This window comes from Faecalibacterium sp. An77 (assembly GCF_002161315.1).
GTDB lineage: Bacteria > Bacillota > Clostridia > Oscillospirales > Ruminococcaceae > Faecalibacterium.
Genome location: NZ_NFHK01000044.1, coordinates 1 through 21,352, shown reverse-complemented (window position 1 = coordinate 21,352; position 21,352 = coordinate 1). Strand labels below are relative to the sequence as shown.

At 63.4% G+C, this 21,352-nt stretch carries 28 protein-coding genes; all 28 read right to left on the bottom strand.

From position 1 onward, the window contains the following. Nucleotides 1-150 precede the first annotated feature (150 nt). The 28 genes from B5G28_RS11650 to B5G28_RS11515 all read right to left on the bottom strand — a co-directional run bounded on the left by B5G28_RS11650 (nucleotide 151) and on the right by B5G28_RS11515 (nucleotide 20,623). Nucleotides 151-768 carry a hypothetical protein gene (locus B5G28_RS11650; RefSeq protein ID WP_087249004.1) on the bottom strand — a complete coding sequence of 206 codons (618 nt, stop codon included), beginning with the start codon at nucleotides 766-768 and terminating at the stop codon, nucleotides 151-153. Nucleotides 769-770: 2 nt separating this feature from the next. Then, on the bottom strand, nucleotides 771-1,301 hold the full coding sequence (locus B5G28_RS11645; RefSeq protein WP_087249002.1) for a hypothetical protein: 531 nt from the start codon (nucleotides 1,299-1,301) through the stop codon (nucleotides 771-773). 48 nt (nucleotides 1,302-1,349) lie between these two features. Next, nucleotides 1,350-2,180 (bottom strand): DUF6273 domain-containing protein, encoded by an 831-nt coding sequence (locus B5G28_RS11640; RefSeq protein ID WP_087249000.1) that lies wholly within the window; start codon nucleotides 2,178-2,180, stop codon nucleotides 1,350-1,352. Next, a complete protein-coding gene (locus B5G28_RS11635) occupies nucleotides 2,181-2,396 on the bottom strand; it encodes a hypothetical protein (RefSeq protein ID WP_087248998.1) in 216 nt (71 codons plus the stop codon). It abuts the gene before it with no gap. Between the two features lie 2 nt (nucleotides 2,397-2,398). Continuing rightward, nucleotides 2,399-2,806, bottom strand: a complete 408-nt coding sequence (locus tag B5G28_RS11630) for a hypothetical protein (RefSeq protein WP_087248996.1) — start codon at nucleotides 2,804-2,806, stop codon at nucleotides 2,399-2,401. A gap of 20 nt (nucleotides 2,807-2,826) precedes the next feature. Further along, a complete protein-coding gene (locus B5G28_RS11625) occupies nucleotides 2,827-3,567 on the bottom strand; it encodes a hypothetical protein (RefSeq protein ID WP_087248994.1) in 741 nt (246 codons plus the stop codon). A 26-nt stretch (nucleotides 3,568-3,593) separates the two neighbouring features. After that, a complete protein-coding gene (locus B5G28_RS11620; protein WP_087248992.1) occupies nucleotides 3,594-4,589 on the bottom strand; it encodes a hypothetical protein in 996 nt (331 codons plus the stop codon). Beyond that, nucleotides 4,582-5,250, bottom strand: coding sequence for a phage tail protein I (locus B5G28_RS11615; protein WP_158099625.1), 669 nt, complete (start codon nucleotides 5,248-5,250; stop codon nucleotides 4,582-4,584). The genes B5G28_RS11620 and B5G28_RS11615 overlap by 8 nt, the downstream gene beginning before the upstream one ends. Continuing rightward, nucleotides 5,243-6,400: a baseplate J/gp47 family protein gene (locus B5G28_RS11610; protein ID WP_087248988.1), complete on the bottom strand. Its 1,158-nt coding sequence runs from the start codon at nucleotides 6,398-6,400 to the stop codon at nucleotides 5,243-5,245. The genes B5G28_RS11615 and B5G28_RS11610 overlap by 8 nt, the downstream gene beginning before the upstream one ends. Next, a complete protein-coding gene (locus B5G28_RS11605; protein ID WP_087248986.1) occupies nucleotides 6,393-6,683 on the bottom strand; it encodes a hypothetical protein in 291 nt (96 codons plus the stop codon). Before B5G28_RS11605 ends, B5G28_RS11610 begins: the two co-directional genes overlap by 8 nt. Beyond that, on the bottom strand, nucleotides 6,683-7,075 hold the full coding sequence (locus tag B5G28_RS11600; protein ID WP_087248984.1) for a phage tail protein: 393 nt from the start codon (nucleotides 7,073-7,075) through the stop codon (nucleotides 6,683-6,685). The genes B5G28_RS11605 and B5G28_RS11600 overlap by 1 nt, the downstream gene beginning before the upstream one ends. A 15-nt stretch (nucleotides 7,076-7,090) precedes the next feature. After that, the gene (locus tag B5G28_RS11595) at nucleotides 7,091-7,960 is read right to left on the bottom strand and encodes a hypothetical protein (RefSeq protein ID WP_087248982.1); all 870 of its coding nucleotides are present in this window, start codon (nucleotides 7,958-7,960) and stop codon (nucleotides 7,091-7,093) included. Further along, nucleotides 7,957-8,961: a hypothetical protein gene (locus tag B5G28_RS11590; protein ID WP_087248980.1), complete on the bottom strand. Its 1,005-nt coding sequence runs from the start codon at nucleotides 8,959-8,961 to the stop codon at nucleotides 7,957-7,959. The genes B5G28_RS11595 and B5G28_RS11590 overlap by 4 nt, the downstream gene beginning before the upstream one ends. Next, entirely contained in the window at nucleotides 8,958-9,167 is a 210-nt protein-coding gene (locus B5G28_RS11585; protein WP_087248978.1) for a tail protein X, read from the bottom strand. Before B5G28_RS11585 ends, B5G28_RS11590 begins: the two co-directional genes overlap by 4 nt. Beyond that, nucleotides 9,167-11,401: a phage tail tape measure protein gene (locus B5G28_RS11580; RefSeq protein WP_087248976.1), complete on the bottom strand. Its 2,235-nt coding sequence runs from the start codon at nucleotides 11,399-11,401 to the stop codon at nucleotides 9,167-9,169. Before B5G28_RS11580 ends, B5G28_RS11585 begins: the two co-directional genes overlap by 1 nt. Nucleotides 11,402-11,521: 120 nt before the next feature. Next, entirely contained in the window at nucleotides 11,522-11,923 is a 402-nt protein-coding gene (locus B5G28_RS11575; protein WP_087248975.1) for a phage tail assembly protein, read from the bottom strand. Then, nucleotides 11,923-12,444, bottom strand: a complete 522-nt coding sequence (locus tag B5G28_RS11570) for a phage major tail tube protein (RefSeq protein WP_087248973.1) — start codon at nucleotides 12,442-12,444, stop codon at nucleotides 11,923-11,925. Before B5G28_RS11570 ends, B5G28_RS11575 begins: the two co-directional genes overlap by 1 nt. Continuing rightward, nucleotides 12,441-13,913: a phage tail protein gene (locus tag B5G28_RS11565; protein WP_087248971.1), complete on the bottom strand. Its 1,473-nt coding sequence runs from the start codon at nucleotides 13,911-13,913 to the stop codon at nucleotides 12,441-12,443. Before B5G28_RS11565 ends, B5G28_RS11570 begins: the two co-directional genes overlap by 4 nt. Before the next feature lie 9 nt (nucleotides 13,914-13,922). Further along, nucleotides 13,923-14,174, bottom strand: a complete 252-nt coding sequence (locus B5G28_RS11560; RefSeq protein WP_087248969.1) for a hypothetical protein — start codon at nucleotides 14,172-14,174, stop codon at nucleotides 13,923-13,925. Continuing rightward, nucleotides 14,171-14,458, bottom strand: coding sequence for a hypothetical protein (locus B5G28_RS11555; RefSeq protein ID WP_087248967.1), 288 nt, complete (start codon nucleotides 14,456-14,458; stop codon nucleotides 14,171-14,173). The genes B5G28_RS11560 and B5G28_RS11555 overlap by 4 nt, the downstream gene beginning before the upstream one ends. Then, a complete protein-coding gene (locus tag B5G28_RS11550; RefSeq protein ID WP_144265531.1) occupies nucleotides 14,458-14,817 on the bottom strand; it encodes a hypothetical protein in 360 nt (119 codons plus the stop codon). Before B5G28_RS11550 ends, B5G28_RS11555 begins: the two co-directional genes overlap by 1 nt. A 15-nt stretch (nucleotides 14,818-14,832) precedes the next feature. Next, nucleotides 14,833-15,150, bottom strand: a complete 318-nt coding sequence (locus B5G28_RS11545) for a DUF2190 family protein (RefSeq protein ID WP_087248963.1) — start codon at nucleotides 15,148-15,150, stop codon at nucleotides 14,833-14,835. A gap of 12 nt (nucleotides 15,151-15,162) precedes the next feature. After that, nucleotides 15,163-15,900 (bottom strand): hypothetical protein, encoded by a 738-nt coding sequence (locus B5G28_RS11540; protein ID WP_087248961.1) that lies wholly within the window; start codon nucleotides 15,898-15,900, stop codon nucleotides 15,163-15,165. Nucleotides 15,901-15,907: 7 nt separating this feature from the next. After that, nucleotides 15,908-16,528, bottom strand: a complete 621-nt coding sequence (locus tag B5G28_RS11535) for an HK97 family phage prohead protease (RefSeq protein WP_343214637.1) — start codon at nucleotides 16,526-16,528, stop codon at nucleotides 15,908-15,910. Further along, nucleotides 16,467-17,966 (bottom strand): phage portal protein, encoded by a 1,500-nt coding sequence (locus tag B5G28_RS11530; RefSeq protein ID WP_087248958.1) that lies wholly within the window; start codon nucleotides 17,964-17,966, stop codon nucleotides 16,467-16,469. Before B5G28_RS11530 ends, B5G28_RS11535 begins: the two co-directional genes overlap by 62 nt. Before the next feature lie 6 nt (nucleotides 17,967-17,972). After that, nucleotides 17,973-18,194 carry a peptidylprolyl isomerase gene (locus B5G28_RS11525; protein WP_164488784.1) on the bottom strand — a complete coding sequence of 74 codons (222 nt, stop codon included), beginning with the start codon at nucleotides 18,192-18,194 and terminating at the stop codon, nucleotides 17,973-17,975. Between the two features lie 15 nt (nucleotides 18,195-18,209). Next, a complete protein-coding gene (locus B5G28_RS11520; RefSeq protein WP_242967593.1) occupies nucleotides 18,210-20,042 on the bottom strand; it encodes a terminase gpA endonuclease subunit in 1,833 nt (610 codons plus the stop codon). Then, nucleotides 20,039-20,623: a hypothetical protein gene (locus B5G28_RS11515; protein ID WP_087248955.1), complete on the bottom strand. Its 585-nt coding sequence runs from the start codon at nucleotides 20,621-20,623 to the stop codon at nucleotides 20,039-20,041. Before B5G28_RS11515 ends, B5G28_RS11520 begins: the two co-directional genes overlap by 4 nt. Nucleotides 20,624-21,352: the final 729 nt, after the last annotated feature.

The following is a 21,352-nucleotide window of genomic DNA, read 5'->3' as shown; positions in this document are numbered from 1 at the left end:
TTCTCGTGTTCCTGAATGTGGCTGTATTTTCTGGGCATAGCAAAGACCTCCTGTAGTAGTTTTATTCTACCACAGGAGGCCTTCTTTTTTCACTGTCTACTTTTACTGGAGCGGTTCACACTGCGAGGGCTGTTTCTTTTGCGATTGCCTTCACGCCGTCTCACCTCCCGGCAGGGGGACGCTGTCATAGTCCACCAGGATGGCTTCCAGTTCTTCCAGGGTGGTTGCTTCCCGCATGGCCGTCTCCTGGTCCTGTTGGTAGCTCACCAGGCCCGTGACCCGCTTGTCGATGGCAAAGGCCAGGGCCGTCAGGTTTTCCAGGGTCCAAGGGATGCACTTTTCGGCAGTGGTGTTCCATTTAAGGTCATAAGGCTGGCCCAGCTGGGCCGCCATCGTTGCGCTGAACAATTTGCTGGTCAGCTGCTGCTGTTTGGTTTTTGTGATGGTGTAGTAGTTGCCGTCGGTCCACTGCAGGGGGTGGGCCAGCAGGTAAGCATCCAGCAGGCTGTTGCTCTCGGCGATCCGCTCCGCCTTCCGGGCGGCCAACTGCGCCGCCTGCCAGGCCTCAAAGGCCGGCTGGTTGGGCGTACAGCTCACCACGGTACCCCGGGCCACTTCCAGGGTCACAAAGCCCTGGTACTGGTCAAACTGGGTCTGATCCAGGCTGTCCGGCCACCAGTAGAAGCCATCCGGAGCCGTCAGGCCGGGCCAGCTTTCCAGGGCCGGATACTGGCCGGCGTCGCTTTTGGTCTTGCTCAAAATGTACATAATCAGCCCTCCAAAGTCTTGACCCGGGCAGCCAGGGCATCCATCTGGGCCTGGATGTCCACGCCGTCCCGGCCGATGCACCGCTGGGCCAGGGTGGTGTGGAACACTGCCCGGCCCGCCGGGTCCTGGGCCAGCGCACCCACGCCGCCGTCCGGGATGGTCACCGCCGGGACGGTGAAGGTATACCGCTTGGATGCCGGCAGATAGTCGTCCTTGCTGGCCTGCACCTCGACGGTGTGGGTGCCGGCCCCCAACAGATGGGTTTTGATGGGGATTGTGACCTGCTCCCCCGCGTTGGGGGTACCGCTGTAAACCTGCTTCCCATCCAGGGCGGCAGAAGCCGTGATGGCTCCCGTGCTGGACTGCCCAGAAACAGAAACCGAAAAAGCAAAATCAAAGGGCACCGCCTTGCTGCCCATGGACTCAGCCGGGCCGCCGATGGTCACCCAGCCAACATTTACCGTTTCGGTATTGCTGGTGATATACGGCCCCTGCAGCCCCAGGTTGTCCACGGCTGCGGCTCGGTAGGCCACGGTGCCCCATTCTTCGCCGATGGTGTCGGTCTGGGTCAGGCTGTTGGCCTAGGCTACCTTCTCCCACGCGCCGCCGTCCATCTGGCGCTCATAGATGTAGCTCTCCACCGTGCCGTCGGGGTCGGTGGCTGCCGTCAGGGTGATGGTGGCACTGCCGCCTTTGACCACGCCAGACACGTCGATGCTGCTGGGGGCTGTAGGGGGATCGTTAGCGATGATTTTGTTGTTTTCATCCACATACAGCGTTTGCAACAACGGCAGAGCGGGACGCACGCCAAGCAGTTCCGAAGGGTAAGACATCTCCTGATGGGCACCAGCGCTGGATATTGAAGAAACGGTTATCCCGTCTCCTGATCCATTAGGAGTGCGCGTCCAATAGGATTCAAACGATCCGTTATACGTCGCTTTTCGGTTTGCGTTGCCTGCGTCCACAAAGTAGGCTAATGTCGCCCCCTCTTGAGGGTTTGACCAATCGTACGGAATATTTAATTCTTTGATCGAAAGCAAAAACGCCTTAGACAGCAGACCACTCGCGCCTCCAGCAACTGTGTCCTCACTGCCGGAGCCGGGCCGGAACGGAACACGCACCTGCACAAGAGATGCGCGAATTTTTTCGTCCAGAAGACTCAAATACCCGTTGACTTCGTCGTTCAGCCACGCATAAAGCTCTGATTTTTGGATGTCATTGTGATCATTGTTTGAGTCCCAAGCTCGCTTTGATTGGATATCTTTTCGATAAATCAAAGATACATTGTCAAAATTGTAATAGTCGTCGCTGGGGCTGCCCTGTTGCACCACAATAAACTTCACCGGATTGCCGGACTCATTGAGTTCAACGACAGTGCCCGTTGCAACTTCGCCCAGTTTTCTGAGTGCCATTTAGACACCTCCTTTTCCAAAGTCCACCTCAATGAGGCTGTACAAGGTGTCCTTTTTCCGTTGCTCCACCGGGATTTCCTCGGTCATCTGGACAAAACCGCCGCCCATTTCGGGGATCAGCTGGGCGGGGATTTTGCCGTCGCTGCCGATGCCGGCCACGCCGCCGGGCTGATTGATTTTTACCGGGTAGCCGACATTGATTGGACCATAACCCATGGTCATGCCTCCTTACTGGCCGGGCCGCGCAAAATGCGGTATTGGCCGGTCATAGATGTTTTGGGTGCGGACATGGCCCGGAATCGCAGCACTCCGCTCAGGGTTTCCACCATTGGGCACAGGCCGCAGGCTCGGGCTGCCTCTATGCTCTGGGACGAAAGGGTCACCGTCACGCTGTCGGCCGCTGTCACGCCGGCCGCCGACACGTCGATGTAGACTGCGAACGCCCCGTCTGTGCCTGTTTTCCATCCCGAGGACGGGATGGTAAGGCTGGCGGCGGGAAATACCACTGCCTCCGCCAGGGCTGAAAGAGCATTGTACACCGCTTCGCCGTCCCTCTTGGTCATACAGAGGCCGCGCAGAAAATCCACGACAAACGCCATGGCCTCCTTATCGATATAATCCAGCATCGGGACACCTCACTGTCGGGTCAGGCGTCCCAGCCGTCAAACATGGCCTGGATCTCTTCTGTGGTGGCCGGCACAAGATCGGCCGACTTGACGTAGTCTGCCAGCTTGCCGTCGGTGCTGCTGTTTGCAGAGCTGATGGCCTCACTCTTTGCCGTAGCAATCGCGCTGTTCATGGCAGAGGTGGTGGCATAGCCGCTCAGGTCCACAAAGCCGGCCAGCACGTCGAACTTATAGGAGCCGCTGCCTGCATCCACCACCACGACATTGGTGCCTGCCGGGTACTTCTTCCCCGAGCCATCCACAAAGTCCGTGGTGGTGGTGAAAGCGTCGGTCACATTGTAGACCATGCCCAGCACGCTTGCGGAAAGCTCAGGCAGGGATGCAAAGGCAATGGAGCCGCCAGGCTTATAAACCGAAGAAACCTTGGCATTAATGGCAGAGGTAACCTGGCTTTCGGTTTGGTACTTGCTGTCGTTTTGCAGCTGGCTGACTTTGGTGGGTACAGAGATGTCAACGGCCTTGGAGCCGTCGGGAGACAACGGGCTGCCGTTGACCTTGACCGTCTCGATGACGTTTGCCTCGGCCCCGGCAGAAGTCAGGCTGGATGCCTGCTGGGCTGCCTGGTCGTATTTCTGTTTGAGCTCATTGGTCAGATCATTGGTGCTCAGGCCCTTGCCGGCCTCCGGCTGGACCACCCGCGTTTTCAGCTCGTCCAGCGCTGCCTGCATGTTTTCAGGGGTAATGTATTTAGTCTGTGCCATCGTGTAATACCTCCATAACGATGTTGTTATTCTGCATCAGAAGCAAAGGAACCAGAGACTATGTCTCTGATTTCCTCGTCTGTCGCCGGTTCAGGGATATCCTCCACCGAAATTTTGCCGTCATCGGTGACATGGATGTTTTCGCCGACCATCACGCCGCCCAGGGTTGTCTGGGTGGCGGGCGGCAGGACATAATCGCTACCGCCGCCGGCTGCTGCGCCGCCACCCGACCGGGATTGCAGCAGCACGGTGGCCGCCAGGTCCCCCGCAGGCCAGCGCCGGGCCCAGAACCGCAGCGCCCCGTCCTCCGCCTGGACGGCGGGACACAGCCCCGCCCTGAATGCAGTGTCAAGGGCGTCCGGGTGGATGGTCACCACCGGGTAATGGCTGGCCCGAATGGCATCAGCCGCCACCTCGGCGCAGTAGGGAAAATCCGTTTCTTCCTCCCCTTCTGCATCCGCCAGCGCCCAGGCATCCGCCGGGACGGTAATCTCCAGGATGTCCGCCCCCGCCGCATTCTGCACCATGCTTTCCAGCAGGGCGGCGGCCTCCTCGGCGGTGATGAAGGCGTCGGCATGATAGTCGATCTGGACGTTGACCTCGCTGCTGATCTGGATTTTCACCGGGTAGTCCCGGACGTCCGGGGCCACGCCGGGGCTGTAGGGGTACACCCACTGGGGGTGATCCCCCAGGCAGCCGTAGAAAATCAGGGTTTCGGCGCTCTCGTCCGTCTTGGCGAACAGGCCGTATTCGTTGATGGCAAAGCCCTCCTGCAGCCCGCCATTCATGTCCGAGCGGTACTCCACCGTCAGGGAGATGGCGTCCTCAGTGCGGACGGGGGTGGTGGAGGTGGCCTGGGCCACCGGCGCCACCAGATCGGTGAGGGCCGCCATGGCTTCCAGGCTGTCGGGCTTGCCGCTGCCCACCATGGCCCGGGTGATGGTGAGGGTTTCGCCGGCCAGCAGGCTGGCAATCAGCCCCCGGCCGGCATTGGTGGGTGTAAAACCGTAAAGATCAGGCATCTTGTCCCTCCTTGATGCGGGGAAGCGTTGTTGTTGTGATGGTGCCGCCGGGAGCGGCTGCCAGCTGGACCACCGTGGGGATCAGCACAAACACCGGCGGCAGGGTGGTTCTGGCGTAGCTGCCGCAGGGGGCCGCAGCCACCCGGACGGGGCGGCTCTCCATGGGGGTGATGGTGGCGATGCTGTCCAGCCAGGAGGACAGCCGCTTGACCGAGGACAGCACCCGGCGGAAGGCGTCCAGCTCTGCTGGACCGATGGTGACTCTGCTCGCCCCGATGGCGGCCCGGAAGTGGTGGGGCTCGCCCCCGTACTGGTACCATTCTTCAATCTGGCCGCTGCCGAAGATAGTCTGAATCAGCCGGTCCACCGCCCCGGGAGTGCCCATGGTGGCATAAAACAGCAGAGACTGACGCACCAGGGTGCGCTTGGTCTCTACCGGGTAGTCCGCACTGTAGGCCGGGGTGCGCAGCTCGGCCGCCAGGTAGTCCAGCAGCTGTTCCGGCACCTGATCCAGCCCCGCCCAGATCACCATCCGGTCGGCCAGGACCAGCAGCTTGTCCACCTGGCGGCCGATGGCGTAGGCCAGGGCCCGGGTCTGGGTCTGGCTGGACAGGTTATAGGGCAGAATCTGGGTGAACCGGCTGCCTTTCAGCTCAATCATCTTCCAGCCCTCCATACCGGACCACGGCCTCCCCTTCCAGGGCCGCGATCTTGATCTTGCTGACGGCGGTGTAGACCGGGGCGGCGATCTCCAGCCGCTTGGCCCCGGCTTTCATCATCATCTCGTGGAGCTTGGAAGGGTTGATGTCCCGGCCGATGGTCCGCTGCCAGGTCTTGTAATCCTCTACCGCCTGGTTCACCGCCTGCTGAATGGCCACCGCCTGGGCGGCCTGGCTGCGGTTGATCCAGTAGGTGACGTCGATGGTATAGGCCACCTTTTGGGGCGCCGATACATGAACCAGGTCGGTCATGGGCCGGCGCAGCCGGGCGGACAGGTGGTCCAGCATTCCCTGGATCATCTCGGGGCCGGGATCGGAGCCGTCGACCAGAATGAAAACCAGGTCCACCGTGCCGGCAGCCTGGTTGCTTTGGGTTTCCACGTCCCCCACCGCTGAAGAATAACTCATGGCGTGGTAGCGGTATGCGTCCTCGGGGCCGGCGGTGGAGTAGGCCCCGGGGGCCAGGTAGATCCGCTCCTTGAAGTCGGCGTCGTTCTCGGCATCGGTGCCCCCGGCGGTGGGGGTGATGTTCTGGACACTGGCCACATAGGGCACCGGGTCCACCAGGATGGCCAGCTCTCCCGGCTGATAGCCGTTGCCGGCGGCGCCGGGGGTGGTACAGGTGGCGGTGACATCCGCCGTCCGGCTGCCGGCGGGGATTTCGGTGTAGACGTCGGTGGCGAAATAGACGCTGCCGTCCATGGACACCCTCGTCCCCGCCGGGATGGATACCGCCGACACCCGCAGGGCCGACAAGGTAAACCGCACCGTGGTGGAAGCCGCAGCGGCAGGGTTCCGGGTGGGGCCCTTGATGAGGGCCAGGTTGTCCAGAAAACCGCCGTAGCTGTATTTCAGCAGGTTGACCTTGCCGCCCCGGTCGATGTACTGCATGGCCTGGTAGATCTGGGCCGCGGCAGCGTACAGCTCCATCCGGTGGGGCGCGGCCCGGCCCAGGGTGTAGGGTTTGCCCTCGGCGGCGGTCATGTAGGACTCATAGTCGGCCACCATCTCAGCTTTCACGTCCTCAATGGTCCGGCCGTCGATGAAAGAGATATCCGGCGTACTGGCCAGAGCGGTTTCCCAGTCAGGCACGGTCGATCACCACCTTTGCCAGGACGCGGCCGTCGGCGCCGGCCTGCCATTTCACCTCCCGCACCCGGATGGCCGGGAGGAAGGTGCTCACCTTTTCCACCAGCTCGGCCACATACAGGCTTTTGGCCACCGCGGCGGGCCGGTCCAGATAGTCCATGGACAGACCGAAGGTCCGGTCCAGGGGCATGGTGCCCACCCGGGTGGTCAGCAGCAGATTCAGCTGCCGGTCGATGTCGGCCAGCTTGTCATCCGAAAAGGTGTATTCCAGCTTGAAATCGTACATCAGGCGTACTCCTCCAGTGTAAGGGTGAGCTTTGCCCGGGCCAGCTCCCCCTGGTTGTAGATCACGTCCCAGGTCTCGCTGGAGCCGGTAACCCGGAAGCGGTTCTTCCCCACCGGCCGGAACCCCAGGATTAAATACTCGGCGTCGCCGGTCTCCACCATCTGTTCCACCAGGTCCAGCATCCGCCGGGGCTTCACGCCGAGGCCGGCGGACAGGGTGATGGGCAGGCTGACGCTTTGCAGCCCGGGGCCCAGAAACTCGGCCCGGGGCTTGATGCCGGGGGTCTCGTGGGTGGCCCACCGGCCCGATACGTCCCGGGTCATCCCGTCAAAGGTCAAAACGTAGTCATCGCTCACCGTGAAAATGAGATTGGGACCCAGTGTCCCGATCATGCTGCATCCCTCCCATCAAAGCGGCGGCGTTGTGGGGCTGCCCGGGGCGGCACAGGTGTGGGTGTGGTTCACCAGGCTCTTGCCCATGATGGCGCAATCCCCTGCCCCGCCGGTGATGTTGACGGTGGCGCCGCTGATCTGCACCGTGGTCCCTTCCAGGCTGAGGGTGGGGGCATTCAGGCTCACCGCGCTGGCGGCGGTCACCGACACGCTGCTGCCGTCGATCTGGACGGTACAGCCTCCCACCTGGAGGGTCAGCTTCCCCGAGACGGTGATCGTTGCGTCCCCCTTGACGATGGTGGTCTGGCTGCCCTGGACGGTGGCTGCCGCGTCCCCGCCCACCTGCAGGGTCCTTTTGCCTGTGACGGTGACCCCGTCATCTCCCTGGACCGTGCTGGTGCGGCTGCCCTGCACCGTCTGGATGCGGTCGCCGCCGATCTCGGTGGTACTATTTTGGGTCACGGCCTCCTGATAGCTGCCCTCGGTGGTGTCTTTCCGGTCCTTTTTCACCAGGGTTTCCTGTTTGCCCACGATCTCCTGGTAGTCGTCCCCTTCGGTGTGGTAGAGGCTCTCGGGGACGTTGGCATCGTAGCGGATGTAGCACTTCCAGGGCGTCAGGTCAAAATCCTTGCGGTAGAGGCCCTCGAAGCCCTCCGGGGGCGTCAGCTTGGCCGACCAGGGCCGGCCCAGCACCACCCCGGCCTCGGCGCCGTTGGACAGATGCACCACCGCCACCAGCGCCCCCACCGGGGGCATGGCGTATTCCGATGAAAACAGCGGGATCAGCCGGGTGACGTCGTCGTCCATGTCGGGATAGGTCACCCGGACCATCCCGCTGGGGTAGTCGATGCTGGACACCTTGCCCACACGGATTTCTGCGCTCACAGGCTCCCTCCTTCCACTTTGGACAGCTCCAGCTCCATAGTGTAGCCGCTGCCGATATGGCTGGCGGCGCTGTCGATGTAGTACTTGCCGTCGATGGCGCCGCCCATCCCCTCCACCGTCACGCACTGGGTGGCCACCAGCCCCGGCCGGCCCTGGATGGTCACCGTCAGGGTGGTGGCGCCGTGGTTGGCCTTGTTCACCAGGGCGGTGATCTTCCGCTGGGCGTCGGCGGCGTTGTCCGCCTTGCCCGATTCCTTCAGGATGCGGTCCCCGCCGCCGATGGTGGCCTTGATCTCCTCCTCGGTGGTGGGGTCGGTGTAGGTGTACTCCCCGCCGGTGTAGGTGCCTTCCAGCTTGGTGTGCCAGTTCCAGTTCTGGATATCCTCCTTGCGGATGGTGTGGGCGGGCTCTTTGGCCTTGTAGGCCTCCCGGTCATACACCACCAGCTTCTGGGCGTAGAGCTTGAGGCAGAGGCCGTAGGTCCCACAGAGCTGGGTATAGAACTCACAGTCGTTCTGCTCGGTCTGCTCCACCGTCTCGATGGGGACATCCCCGCCCTCCACGTCCCACACCAGGGAAATCCCTGCCCGAGCGGTGATTTCCTGCCCGATGGCCTGGAGGGTGGACTTTTCCCAGGTCTTGGTGCGTTTGGTGGTCTTGAACGACGTGTCCGCCGGCACCGACACCCCCGAGATGGTGCCGGTCCGGGGCCAGCCCGAAAAGTTGTAATCGTCCAGGGTGAAGGACCCGCAGTCGAAGCTGCGGTCATCCCCCTCGGCGTCCCAGTCATAAATCAAAATCTGGGCCGTCAGGGTGTCCCCCTTCTGGGGCAGCCAGTCCCCCGCCCACTGGGCGTCCCGGTCGTTGATGGTGATGTCGATGGTGTCCGACTCGCCGTCCGCCGGGTCGGTGTAGGTCACCTCCCCCTTGGAGCCGATCATGTCGGTGGTCACCGCCGCCCCGTTCCAGGTCAGGGCGGCCTCCGCCCGCCGGGGCCTCACCGGGTCCTCCAGGCGGGCAGACTGGAGGCGGTCTGTTCTGCCGGCAGGGGCGGGGTGTTGAGGACCGTCCCGGCGTCAAACACAAACACATCCAGCAGCGGGAAATTGTGCGCCATCAGCCAGCCGGTGTACTTCACATCCCCATAGACCCGGTAGGCGATCAGGTCCCAGGCGTCTCCCGCCCGGGTGGTATAGGTTGCTTCCATCAAATTCTCTCCTTATCCGGGTCGGTGCGGAAATTCTTCCGGCGCTCCTCGGCCTTCATCTGCTTGTACAGCCGCTTGAACTCGGCAAAGCTGATGCGGCCGGCCTCCTGGGCCTCCTCCCGGGTGGGGGTACCGCCGTAGAAGTTGAACACCGGGGCAAAGGTGATGCTGTCGCCTCCGGCAGCGCCGCCCCGGCCGTTGGGGCCGGGTTTCGGCCACCGGTCCAGAAGTTCGGCCAGCTTGGACAGGGGCATGACCGCTTCCGGCTCCCCGCCCTCGCCGATTTCGGCCAGGGTGGGCCGGGTGGCGATGCCGCCTGCCGCCAGCTGGGGGATGGTGGGAATCGAAAAGCCCAGCTGTTTGCCGCCCACCACCGGCACCCAGTCGGGAATATCCACCGCCAGGCCGTTGATCCCCTCGATGGCTTGGTTGATGAGGGCGATCACCCCGTTGATGGGTGCCTTGGCGATGTTGCCGATCAGGCCGAAGATATTGCCGAAGATGTTGACGATGTTCTGCCAGGCGGCGGACCAGTTGCCGGCAAAGACGTTCCCCACAAAATCCAAAAGGTTCTGGAGGATGGCCTGGGCATTGGCTGCCCCGGCCTGGACCGACTGCCAGAAGGCCTGGAGGAAAGCCCCCGCCGCCGGGAAACGTTCGCTTACCATGGCGATGAAGGACTGGACCAGGGCGTCCACCTGGCTCCAGTTCTGGTACAGCAGCACCAGGGCGGCGCCGATGGCCAGGATAATCCCCAGGGGCCCCGCCAGGGCGGTGCCGGCGGCTTTCAGGATGGTGACAAACTGGCCCAGCTTGCCCGAGGCCTGGAGCAGGGCAAAGAAGGTCTTTGCCTTGCCAAAGGCCTCCATCCCCTTGGAGACGGTATTCACCGCCGGGCCCACCATCCGCAGGGCCACCGCGAAGGCGGCCACCGTCCCCTTGTGCTTCCACAGGAAGGCCAGGAAGGGCTGGGCGGCGGTATAGGCCTGGCCGGCCCAGTCTGCGAAATCCCGCAGGCCCGTCACCAGCTGGGGCAGGGCCTCGGTGAAGGCTCCCACGGCCATGTCGCCGAAATCCCCCGCGATCTCCTGAATCACGGGGGACATCTCATCCAAGGCGCCGGTTACCTCGGGCAGATGGGCCATCAGCGACTGATACACCGCGTCGGCGGCGGGCAGCATGGCCACTTCCAGGCGGCGGCGCACCCCTTCCAGAGCGCTGTCCAGGTCGTTGTACCTGGTCTGGTTGATCTGTTCCAGGGCCTCGCCGGTGCTGTAGGCTGCCGAGGAGGCGTCGGCCATGGCCTGCAGGGCATCCACGCCCAGGTCCTCCCACATGGTGCCGAACAGCTTGACGCCCACAGCGTCCCGCTGGACCTGGTCGTCCATGGCCAGCAGCCTGTTCAGCACCTCAAAAAAGGCCTGGTTTGCCTTGTCGCCGCCGGCGGCGAAGGTGGCCATCATCTCATCGGCGTTGTAATCCAGAGCCTGGAAGGCGCTGACGGTGGTGTCGCTGCCGTCGATGGCCCGGATGGAGAACTCCTTCACCGCGTCGCCCACCTTGTCCAGGTTCCAGGCGGTGCCGTCGGCCCCCGACTGGAGAATCTGGAACATATCGTCGGCGGACAGGCCCAGCTTGGCGAACTGGACCGAATACTCGTTGATGGTGTCGATCAGTTCTCCCGAGAAGTCCAGGCCGTTCTGGGCGCCGGCGGCGATCAGGTCAAAGGCTTTTTCCGCCGAGACGCCAAAGTTTTTGCGGATGGCCTCGACGGCCCGTGTGCTTTCGGCCACGTCGTAGCCAAAGGCATCCCGCAGGGCAATGGCCCCCTGGGTGGCCTGGACCATGCCGTTCTGGCTCAGGCCGGCCATGTTCTTGTCCACCAGGGCCACCGCCTCGGCCACGTCGTTGACGTCGGCGCCGAAGTTGTTGGCGTAGACCGTCTCCATGACGCCCCGGAGCTTTTCCAGCTGGGCGCCCGCCGCGCCGGTGGAGGAGGCCACCTGGTTGGTGGCCTTCTGCCACTGGCCGCCCAGGTCCGCCAGGTACTTGGTGGCGGCCGCGGCGCCGGTGCCCATGGCAGCCAGGCCGGCGGCGGTGACGGTGGACAGCCGGTTGGCGGTTTTTACGATGGAATCCAGCTGTTTGGAGGAAGTTTTTACGCTGGTGCCCAGGGACTTGTCCACCTTACCGGCGATTTTGATGGCCAGTTCCATGGTTTTGCTCTTGGACATACTCCATCACCACCTTTGCCAGATCGTTCAGGTCCTCCAGGGACATTTCCAAAAAGTAGTCAATCCCGCTGTGAAGCTGTAGGGACAGGGCCACGCAGCCCTTGCGGATCTCCGGCGGGGTTACTCCTCCCCAACCTCGCCGTAGAGAAAACCCACCACCAGGTTTTTCAGCTTGACGGCCTCCCGGGCGGGCAGCTGCTGGAAAAACTCCAGAGGCTTGCCGGTGACCCGGGCCGCCATGTAGATGGCGTAGGGCAGGGACATTTCGGCGATGGGGTCCACGCCGTCGGTCTTTTTGACCATCTTGCCCACCTTGCACAGGTCGGCGGCCGAGAGGTCCTCCAGGCCGCTGAGGTCCACCTCGGTGTAGGTCTCCCCCTCGAAGGTATAGGGCTTCTTGAAGCGGAGGACCAGGTCCTCCTGGTCCTCTGTGTCGTGGGCAGCCGCGGGGGTGAGCTCGAAATTCTGGGGATTCTGGGCCGCAGCGTCCAGGACATTGGGGTCTGCAATGTGTGCGTTCATCAGGTCATTTCCCTCACTTTCTGCAGGACGTCTTTACCGTCGATCTTGAAAATGCCGTTGAGCTTGTCCAGCTCCACCAGCTCCTTGCCGTCAAGCGAAATCTTGATGTAAGAGATGTTCAGGGTGACGCTGCTGCTCATGGCGGTGGCTGCCTTGAGGGTGCCAAGTTTCAGGGTGGCGCACTTGCCCCGCACCACTACTTTCAAAGGCCGGAAGGCGGTGTCGCCCTCCGACGTCAGGGACTGCAGGGCGCCCCGCATGGTCAGCTTCACCGCCTTGGTGGTGTCCATCAGGCTGATGGGTTCCTCATCCAGCACACGGAAGGGGATCTCCATCTGCTGGTTGGAATAGTGGCCGGGGGCCGGGTCGTCCAGCTCGCCCAGGATGCCGGCGCCGCTGAGGGTTTCCACCAGCTGCTCGAAGTCGGGCAGGGCGCACTCGTCGCCCACGCCGAAGAAACGGCCGCCCAGGTCGTCGTTGTAGAGGTTATAGCTGTGGATTTTGCTGGGGATGTTGTTCACGCTGCGTCACCTCCGGTCAAAGCTGCCTCCAGGGCGGCGGTGTCGTATTCGTTGATATTCTCGATGTACTCCGCCGGGACATAGGGCGCCAGGAAGGTGTGGACCGTCAGGTGGCCGTTCAGCAGGTCGGTGAGGGGGTTTTCCTCATCCCGGAACTCGCACCGGTAGCCCGCCACATAATCCTTGGCCACATAGCCGTTGCCCTTGATGTTCTGGCTGTCCACAATGGACTGGACCAGCCGGGTATTGGCGGGGTTGTCCACCTTCTGGAAATAGGTCAGGATGAAGTTGTTGGCGTCCCAGTTGAAGAACCGCCGCACCGCCAAAAACCGGTCCTTGGGGTCGGTGGTGGAGGGGTAGGCGGCGGTGTTGTTGCCCCAGGCCTTCCAGCCGTTGGCATTGATGGCGGTGATGACGCCGTTGGCGTTGAGCAGGTCATTGGCCTGCTGCTGGTCCAGCAGCACCTCGGTGCCGTCGTGGAGGACGGTGCCGGTGATCCGCAGGTCCTTGTTGGAGGGGCTCTCACAGGGTACATCATCGTTGTCGGCGTCCACCGTGGCGGTGAGGGGGGCCAGCATGGCCGAGAAGGCATACACCTTGCTGCCCACTGCCACCATGGGCCAGAGGGCCGCCGCAAAGGCAGAGGTGACCCCCTGCTTTTCCTTGGCGGACTTGACCTCGGTGTAGACGGCTGCGCCGCCGCTGGCCTTGTCGGTGGAGATGTCGATGTAGGTCTGGGCCCGGAACACTCCGCAGATGCCCTCGGTCTTGGCCTGGAGGGCGGCGGTGACCACCGGGTCCTGGCTCCAGCCGGGGGCCAGCAGGATGCCGGCGGTCAGGCCGAACTTGGGATAAATCCGGCGGACCATCTCGATGCCGGTTTCGGCGCCAGTCTCCACGTCCACGCCGCCCACGATGTCGGCATTGGTCACCCCGGCGGGGTTGAGGCTCTTGCTGGCGATCTTCACCGTCTCGGCCTCGGCGGCCTCATCCAGCAGGGTGATGGTCACCGAGCCGTCCTCGGCGTGTTCCGCCAGGTAGTCCTCCCCCTCGGTGAGGGGGGTGTCGCCGTTTTTCACCGACAGGGTGTTCAGCAGTACAAAGGGCTTGTCATACCGGACCACGCCATCCGCCGCCGGGAAGTCTGCCTCCTCGTTGGCGGTGGTGTGGCTCTCCTTGCCCGGGTCCAGGACGTTCACCAGGATGATGGGGGCCACGCTGAACACCCGGAAGCTGGCGTCCATGCTCTGGCAGAGCGAAAAATCCTTAAAATCATCCGAATAGCCCAGCCCCTGCTGGCACTCCGCGAAGGAGTAGCAGAGGACGGGCTTGTTGACGGCAGCCGCCGGGTCTTTCAGCAGGTGGATGGGGGCTGTGCCGAAAATCACCTGCAGCCCCGCCGCGCTTTCCACCGGCGTGGTGAGGCTGGTGGATTGTTCAACCACGCCGATGCCATGATCATATGCCATAGGCGCACCTTAGCCTTTCTGCGCGTCCAGAACGCGCTTGTAGTAGGTATAAATCCGGCCGTATTTCATCCGGATCTGCTTCATGGCCTCCGGCATCTGGTCCAGCGGCACGATCAGGCCGGCCAGGGCCTTGTCTGTGTCGGCCGCTGCCTGCAGCTTTTCGGGCAGGCCATTGGTGTAGATGGTCCAGGTCATGGCCAGCCCCTTGATGTTGGGGCCGCAGTAGACCAGAGAGCCAACCGTTTTGGATTTCTTCGTCATGTAAAAGGCACCTCCGGGCAAATGGTGGGGATTTCCAACTGGAACTCCACCGCTCCCAGGTAATAGGGATGGGCTTTGGTGTCGTTCCAGATGGCCCACTGGATGGGTTTCTTCACGGTATAGGGACCGCCCCGGGCGGCATCCCGTTCCAGCAGGCTGTCGTCGTCCAGGATCACCCGCATGGGTTTGCCGTCCACCGTATGGACCTCGGCAAATTCCTCCTGGTTCAAAAAGACCTGCTGGATATCCGCCGCGATGCAGTCCTTAAACGAAAGGGCGCCCATCACTGGGTGCCCTCGTCGTCGTTCGGTTGGGTTTCGTCGTCGGTGTCCTGGACGGCCTCGGCGGGGGCCTGGACTTCCGCGGCCCCGATCAGGGCCACCAGGTCGATCTTGGTCTTGGCGGACAACGCGTCCAGGCCCAGCTCACCTGCCAGCTTCAGCAGCTGGGCCTTGGTCATCTCGTTCAGCTGGGCCAGGTGGCCGGTGAGCATTTCAGCGGGGGGCGTGTCCTCCTGCCAGACGGCGCTGCCGGCCCGCAGCCAGGCTTTGGCCATCCGGCCGTCGGCGGCAGGCAGGGCCTCGCCGGGGGCGTACATCCGGTTCTGGTAGAGGATGGAGCGCTTGGCAATCAGCTGTTTCATGGCCATCGTCCCCCCTCACCCGATCTTGACCAGGACGTCGGGGTCCTCGCTGGCGGCGGGGGCCACCGCCCAGCCCGCCGGGGTGCTGCCGCTGGTGGTGGTGACGTTCTTGGCGGAGTTATCCCAGTAGAGGGCCTGGCCCACCGTCACGGCGCCGGAGGCCTTGGGGATCCGGTAAACGCCGGTCACCTGCACCGGGCCGGCGGCGTCCCTGGCGATGTCGGCACCGGCCACGCCGATGCGGGTGGACAGATCCACCACGTCCCCAAAGGACAGGGGTTCTGCGGCGGTGTAGTCGATCACATCGCCGGTCTGGTAAAAAATCGCTGCCATAGCTGTACCTCCTTACTGGACGCCGGGGTTCTTGGCGATGCCCCGCCAGTCCACTGCGCTGACGCCCCAGTCCATCCACAGGTCCCACACATAGCCCAGCCGGCCCGCGGGCTGACTGCGGCGGATGGAGGGGGTTTTCATACCGTTCAGGTAGTCCACCTGGATGGAGCGGCCGGTGGCGGGGTCGCCCGCCATGAACCAGGGCAGGGCCTCACCCTTGGCCAGGGTGTTGATGGTGCCCTCCTCCACCGCCTGCAGGCGGTTGCGGTACTGATAGAGGGCGTTGGCGGTGTGGCTGCCGATGCCCTCCACGTCAATCTGGGGGCTCTCCAGGATCTGGGCCATCTTGAAGCCGTAGCCCACCGGCACAATCACAAACCGGGGCTGCACCATGATGCTCTCCCCAAAGGGGTCGGTCTGTCTCAGCAGTTTGAGCATGATGGCCTGCATGGTGTCGATGGAGGGGGCGGCGTCCATCCCCACCTGACGGCACAGGCTGGTGATGTCGGCCGTCCGCTGGCGCTCGGCGGCCAGAGCCTGCTGGATGGCGTCGGGCCCGGCGGGGTCTGCGCCCCGCTGGCCCTCCGCTGCGCCCTGGCTGCCCTGGCCGGCGGTGCCGGCGGGCTCGGCGTCGATGATCTGCTGGCAGCGCTCGAACTCGGCCTGTTCCTCGGCGGTGAGGCCGCGGTTCTCGGTGCGGGCCTGGTTCACCAGGGCCTGCTGACGGGCAAGTGCTTCGGTTTTGTTCATGCTGTTGTCACCTCATTTTGTTCTGGTTGATCTGGATCTGCCGCTCCCACAGGTCGAGAGGCAGGGCCTCCTCCCCTTCCGAGCGGCCCACCCCGACGGTAGGGTCCGCCGGGACCGACACAATGGACACCTCCACCGGCGTCCACTTGCGGGCGATGGAACAGGGCCCGGTGAACCGGCCGTCGCCGGAGGTCTTGCCGGCCTCCACCACCTCCCACCGGTCCACCCGGTAGCGGACCGAGGTGGTTTTCAGGGTGCCGGAGCAGACTTTCTGGAAAACGACCTCAGACTCGGCGTCGGTGTCAAACTCCACCTCGGCCATGCCCCGGCCGTTTTCCACCCAGGCTTTGAGAATCCGGCCCACCACCTTGTCCGGGTCGTGGTTGAAAAGCAGGACGCCGATCTCGTTCAGGCGCTGCAGGTTCACGGCGTCGCCGGCGTGGTCCAGGATTTCGGGGCCGAAATACCGGTCCACCGGCTCCTCACTGGAAAAGCTGAGGATCCGCCGGCGGCCGGTGTCCTCCTCCCCTTCCCGGGCCAGGATCTGGCCCATGGAACGGGTGCCGTCATTCTTCTTCGGGTTTGCCCTGGTCTGCGTCGGGGTCCAGGGCTGCTGCTTTGCTGCCAAACAGTACACCTCCCATGTCTACGCCCCGTTCCCGGCCATAGGCCAGGACCTCGGCTGTCTCTTCAATGGCCTGCCGCCAGTCTTTGCCCCGCTCGGCGCAGACGTCCTGATAGGTTTTCTGCCCGGACTGCAGGGCGGTCTGGCCGGCCCCCGCCTCCTTGGCGGGGTCGATCCACTTTTTCGGGGCTTTCACCCAGGTGTGGGCCATGTATTTCTTTTTGTCCTCCCAGAACCCCGCCGGGGCGATCAGCCCCGCCAGGACACAGGAGATCACAAACTGCTCGTAAATCTCCGACATCATCCGCTGGAGCAGCTCGATGTCGGCGGCGTAGGTGTATTCGTCCTCCACCGCGTTCTGCCGGGCGCTGGAATAGGTGGAGCCCTTCATGTCCCGGGAGACGGCCTCATAGCTGAGGCCCTGCCCCGCCCCCACCAAAGCCTGCTGGGTCCGCAGGAAGGAGGCGGCGTCGGTGGCGGCGCTGCCGGGGTTGACGGCGTCCACGCTGTCCCCGGGGTTCAGCTCCATAATCATGCCGGGGGTCAGCTTTTTCCCTGCGTAGTCGATCCGACCGCTGTCGCCCGTCTGCACCGCCGACCGGCCAAAGCCGCCCGAGGGCAGCGCCTTGCGGATGAACACCGCCATGCAGGCGGCGATCCGTTCCTTGACCGACACGGCGTTGATGTACTCGTTGACATCCCGGATGCGGGTCAGGGTGTGGGTCAGGTCGGACATTTCCCGCAGCTGGCTGGGGCGGCGTTTGGATTTCAGGAAAAAGGCGTCTTTGGCGTCGATGTAGACCGACTCCAGCTGCCGCCAGCCCTCAATGTCGTACTGCTGAATCCAGTAGCCCTGGGGCTGCCGCCAGCTGTTGTACTCCACGCCGCCCACCACCCGGTTGCCCTTGCGGCGGGGCTGGGTGCGGCTGGTATCCAGTTCGTCCACGTCGATGGCCTGGAGCTTGAAGGGCACCAGGCCCCCGGCGGTGTGGCGGAACAAAAACAGAATCCCGCCGTCTACCTTTTTCCGTTCCTCGGCCATCCGCAGCAGTTCCGTGAAGGACTGCTCCCCGGTGACGTCGCAGTTCCGCGCTTCGCACCACTGCCGCCAGAGATCTTCCAGCTGCCGGTCCAGGGTGCTGTCCCCGGTGTTGGCCCGGAGGGTGTAGCCCCTGCCCACCACGTTCCGGTCGTAGGCCAGGATCACCGACTGCAGGATATCGCTGTTGCGCTCCAGGTCCCGGGCTCGGGCCCGGATGATGTCCCGGCTGTAGCGGTCGGTGGTCTCGGCGCTCTCGTTGAGGGCCGCCCAGTGGCCATTGATCCGGCCCTGGCCGGCGGCATCGTAGTGCCGCAGCACCTGATAGCTCTGGCGCCAGGCTTCCCGCTCATAGGCCCACCGGGGGGACACCGCCGCGATCAGGCCGTCCAAAATGCCCACAAAGCATCACCTCCCGTCAAAAAAGGCCACGCAGGTGCGGCTCAGCAGGGGGCCGCTCTGGTCGGTGTCCAGCTGGGCTTCCAGGTCCTCCCGCATGGATTTCAGCATCCCCAGGTCGGCCCGGGTCAAAGACCGGCTGCCGATCTTGTAGGACTGGCCGCCCACCAGGATGGTCTCGATGGCCTTGTTGATCTGTTCCAGCCGCTGGCGCTTGTCGTTGTCCGCCACGGCGTTCACCTCCTGTCAAATCCAGTTTTCATGCTGCCCGATCCAGTCCTCCTCGGGGGTGGGCTGGGGCGCGGGCCGGGGTTTGGGCGCTGCCGCCAGGGCCTGCAAAGCCAGGCTGCGGACGTTTTTCAGGTCGGCCGCGCAGGCGGCGTAGACCTCGCAGTCCAGGTAGTGGTTGTCGGCGTGGGTGGATTTTGGCACCCACTTCTGCACCTGCCGGCCGTTCGCCCGCTCGGTGACCTTGTGTTCGGCGGTCACCTGCTGGGCATATTCCAGGTCGCAGTCCTTGTGGACCATCCAGGAGCCGCTGCCATTGGGCCGGCGCATCCGGGCCGAGATCATGTCCTTGTATTTGCCGGTGTCTATGATAATCAGCTGCATCCCGTTGGCCCGGCTGTCCGGCTTGTCCACCGTCGAGATCTTGTAATAACCTGGCAGCGGCTTGGAGGAGCCTTTGCCGGCGGCCACCCAGTCCAGATTCATCAGGCAAAACTCATAGACTGTATCGGTCTGGTCGCTGGAATCGATCAGGGCCAGGGCCACCCGCATCTTCCCTCCGGATGGCAGCTGAAACTCGGCGTTCATCACCCGCTCCACTTCTTCCCCCGAAAGGGCCTGGCCATGGGCCACGCACTGACTGGTCATGAAATTTCCCCATGCCCGAATGGTCCAGTACATACAGTTCTCCTGAACATCGATGCCGCCGGTCAGCAGCTTGGTCCAGGGCGGCAGCTGCCAGGCCGGGGTCTCGGTCTGGCGCTCCAGCACCAGCTCGGCGCTGGTTTTCAGTTTGGTGTCCTCCCAGGGCTCGGCCAGCCAGCTGTTCACGAAGTTGTGGAGCATCTCCGGGTCGTCTTTGACCTTCAAAAACTCCCGGGCTACTTCCTCGAAGGTGGTAAAGGGTGAATACAGGGTATTCATCCAGAAGGCCACGCTCCGGGGGGTCTCGCTGTCCCTGCGGACAAACTGCCACCGCCCGGCCCGCAGCATAGCGGGCTTGTCCCGGTCGGTGAGGATGCAGCCGCATTCCTGGCAGACATACCGCACCCGGCGGGCCCGCTGGATCAGGTCCGGCTCTTCCTCCTGGCTGGGCCATTTCAGCTGGGCGAACTTCAGCTCGATGTACGCCCCGCAGTGGGGGCAGGGCACGAAATAGTGTTTCTCGGCCTCGGCGGATTCTTTCGCCCGCCAGATCAGCCCCGTTTTCAGGGTGGGGGTGCTGGCCATGAAGATTTTCCGGTTCAGCCGGTAGCTCTTGGTGCGCTCCACCGCCAGGGAGACGGGGTCGGATTCCTTTTTGGTGGAGCCGGGGTACTTGTCCACCTCATCCAGGAACAAATACCGGATGGGGGTGGAGGACAGGTCCGCCGGGCTGTTTGCGCCGGTGAGATAGACGGTCATCCCGTCAAACCGCTGGGCCAGGTCCTCGCTCTCGTGGGCACGGTACTTGGCCGCCAGCGCCGGGCAGCTCTTGAACATGGGCTCCAGCTTGGACTCCACCGTCCGCTTGGCCAGCTGGTCGGAGGGATACACCACCATAGTGGGGCCCGGGTCCTGGTCGATCAGGCTGCCCAGGGCGTTCTCCATGGCCGAGGTGCCGCCCACCTGGGTGGGCTTCACAAAGACGATCTGTTCGGTGGTGTCGTCCGAAAAGGCGTCCATGATCTCGATCAGGTAAGGGGTCAGGGCGTTCCGCCAGGGGCCCGCCACCGCGTTGGTGTCGGGCAAAATCCGGTTGGCCTCGGCCCAGGCCGACACAGGCAGCCGCTTTTTGGGCCGCAGCACCTGGAGGGCCGGGGCCATCCACCGGGGGACGGCGTAGGGTTCCACCCTGCTCCGGCGCTTCACGGCGGGTCAGCGTCCTCCCTGTCCTGAATCCGGGCCGCCGCCACAAAGGCCTCGAACAGGCCGTCCAGCTCCTGCTGCAGATCCTTTTTCATGGCCCGGGCCAGATCCCCGTCCAGGTAGCCGGACATGGTACCCGCCGCCCGGGAGGGGATCCGGTCGGCAAACTGTTTCAGCCGCCGGAGGAAGTCGGACAAATCCCCCTGCACCTGCCCCGCCGGCAGGTATTTCCCCTCGGCGATGGCAGTTTTCAGCTTGTGGAGGGCGCCCTGGCTCTCCTTCAGCTCCACCTCGGCCTGCAATTTCTTGATGGTCAGCTCCTCCAGGGTGCTGCCGGACAGCTCGTCCCGGATTTTCTGCTCCTGCCAGGCCATGTAGTCCTGGATGGTCTGGGCGGTGCGGTACCGCCTGGCCCCGCCGCCGGGGGGCACCTCGGTAGAGAGGACCCCGTCCTGGGTCAGCTGCTGCACCCGGCGGGTGCTGCGGCCGATCAGCTGGGCGATGGCGGTGGTGCTGGCCCACTCGGGCACCTGGGTCAAAACCGCAGACGGCGGGGCCGCTGTGGATTTCGCCTTGCCCGCCATCTGCACCACCTCCTTTGCGCGGGGTCGATTTCGCATTTTTCGGCGCCGGCGGAGGGCGCTCACCCCCATGTATGGGGGTGAAGGGGCCGCCGGGGCCGCTGATCCGTAACGAAACGCCGGAAATTTTTCGGATTTTTTGTAAAAACACATCGGGCCTTCCGTGCCCCGCGCCGCACTGTCCGCCGGGAAGGACCCGCAGCGGCGGCGACCGCGTCCAGTGGACGAAACAGGAAGCCGCCGCTGGCTGCGCAGCTGAGACGCCGCCTGCGGCAGATACAGGCGAGGCGGAGCAGGGGCCGCCGTCCAAATGTGCAAGCGGGCTGCGCCCCGCGCTGCATATTTGGCCAACGGCAACCCGGAGCCGCGCTCCGATTTTTGCGGCGCACCGCGGCGGGTGCTTGCAAAAATCGGCTAAGCGCAAGAGTGGAAACATTTTTAATGTATTAAATACTATGCTTTAAAATTGTTTTCTACTCAACTTCATTCTAAAGTGACTCAACTCAAATTTCTTTATTGTATTTTGTTCTAATTCTGAAGTATAATTAAATCAATCAAGTCCCAATTTCAAGGAGAATCATATGAATTTAAAAAACAGGAAAGGTTTCTCGCGGTGAACAGGTCCGTAAAAAGTAGACAATAGACAAAAAACCTCCCCGTGTAGGATAATAGAACTACACGAGGAGGTTTTGCTATGCCCAGAAAATACACGAAAATAAATCAATATGAGAA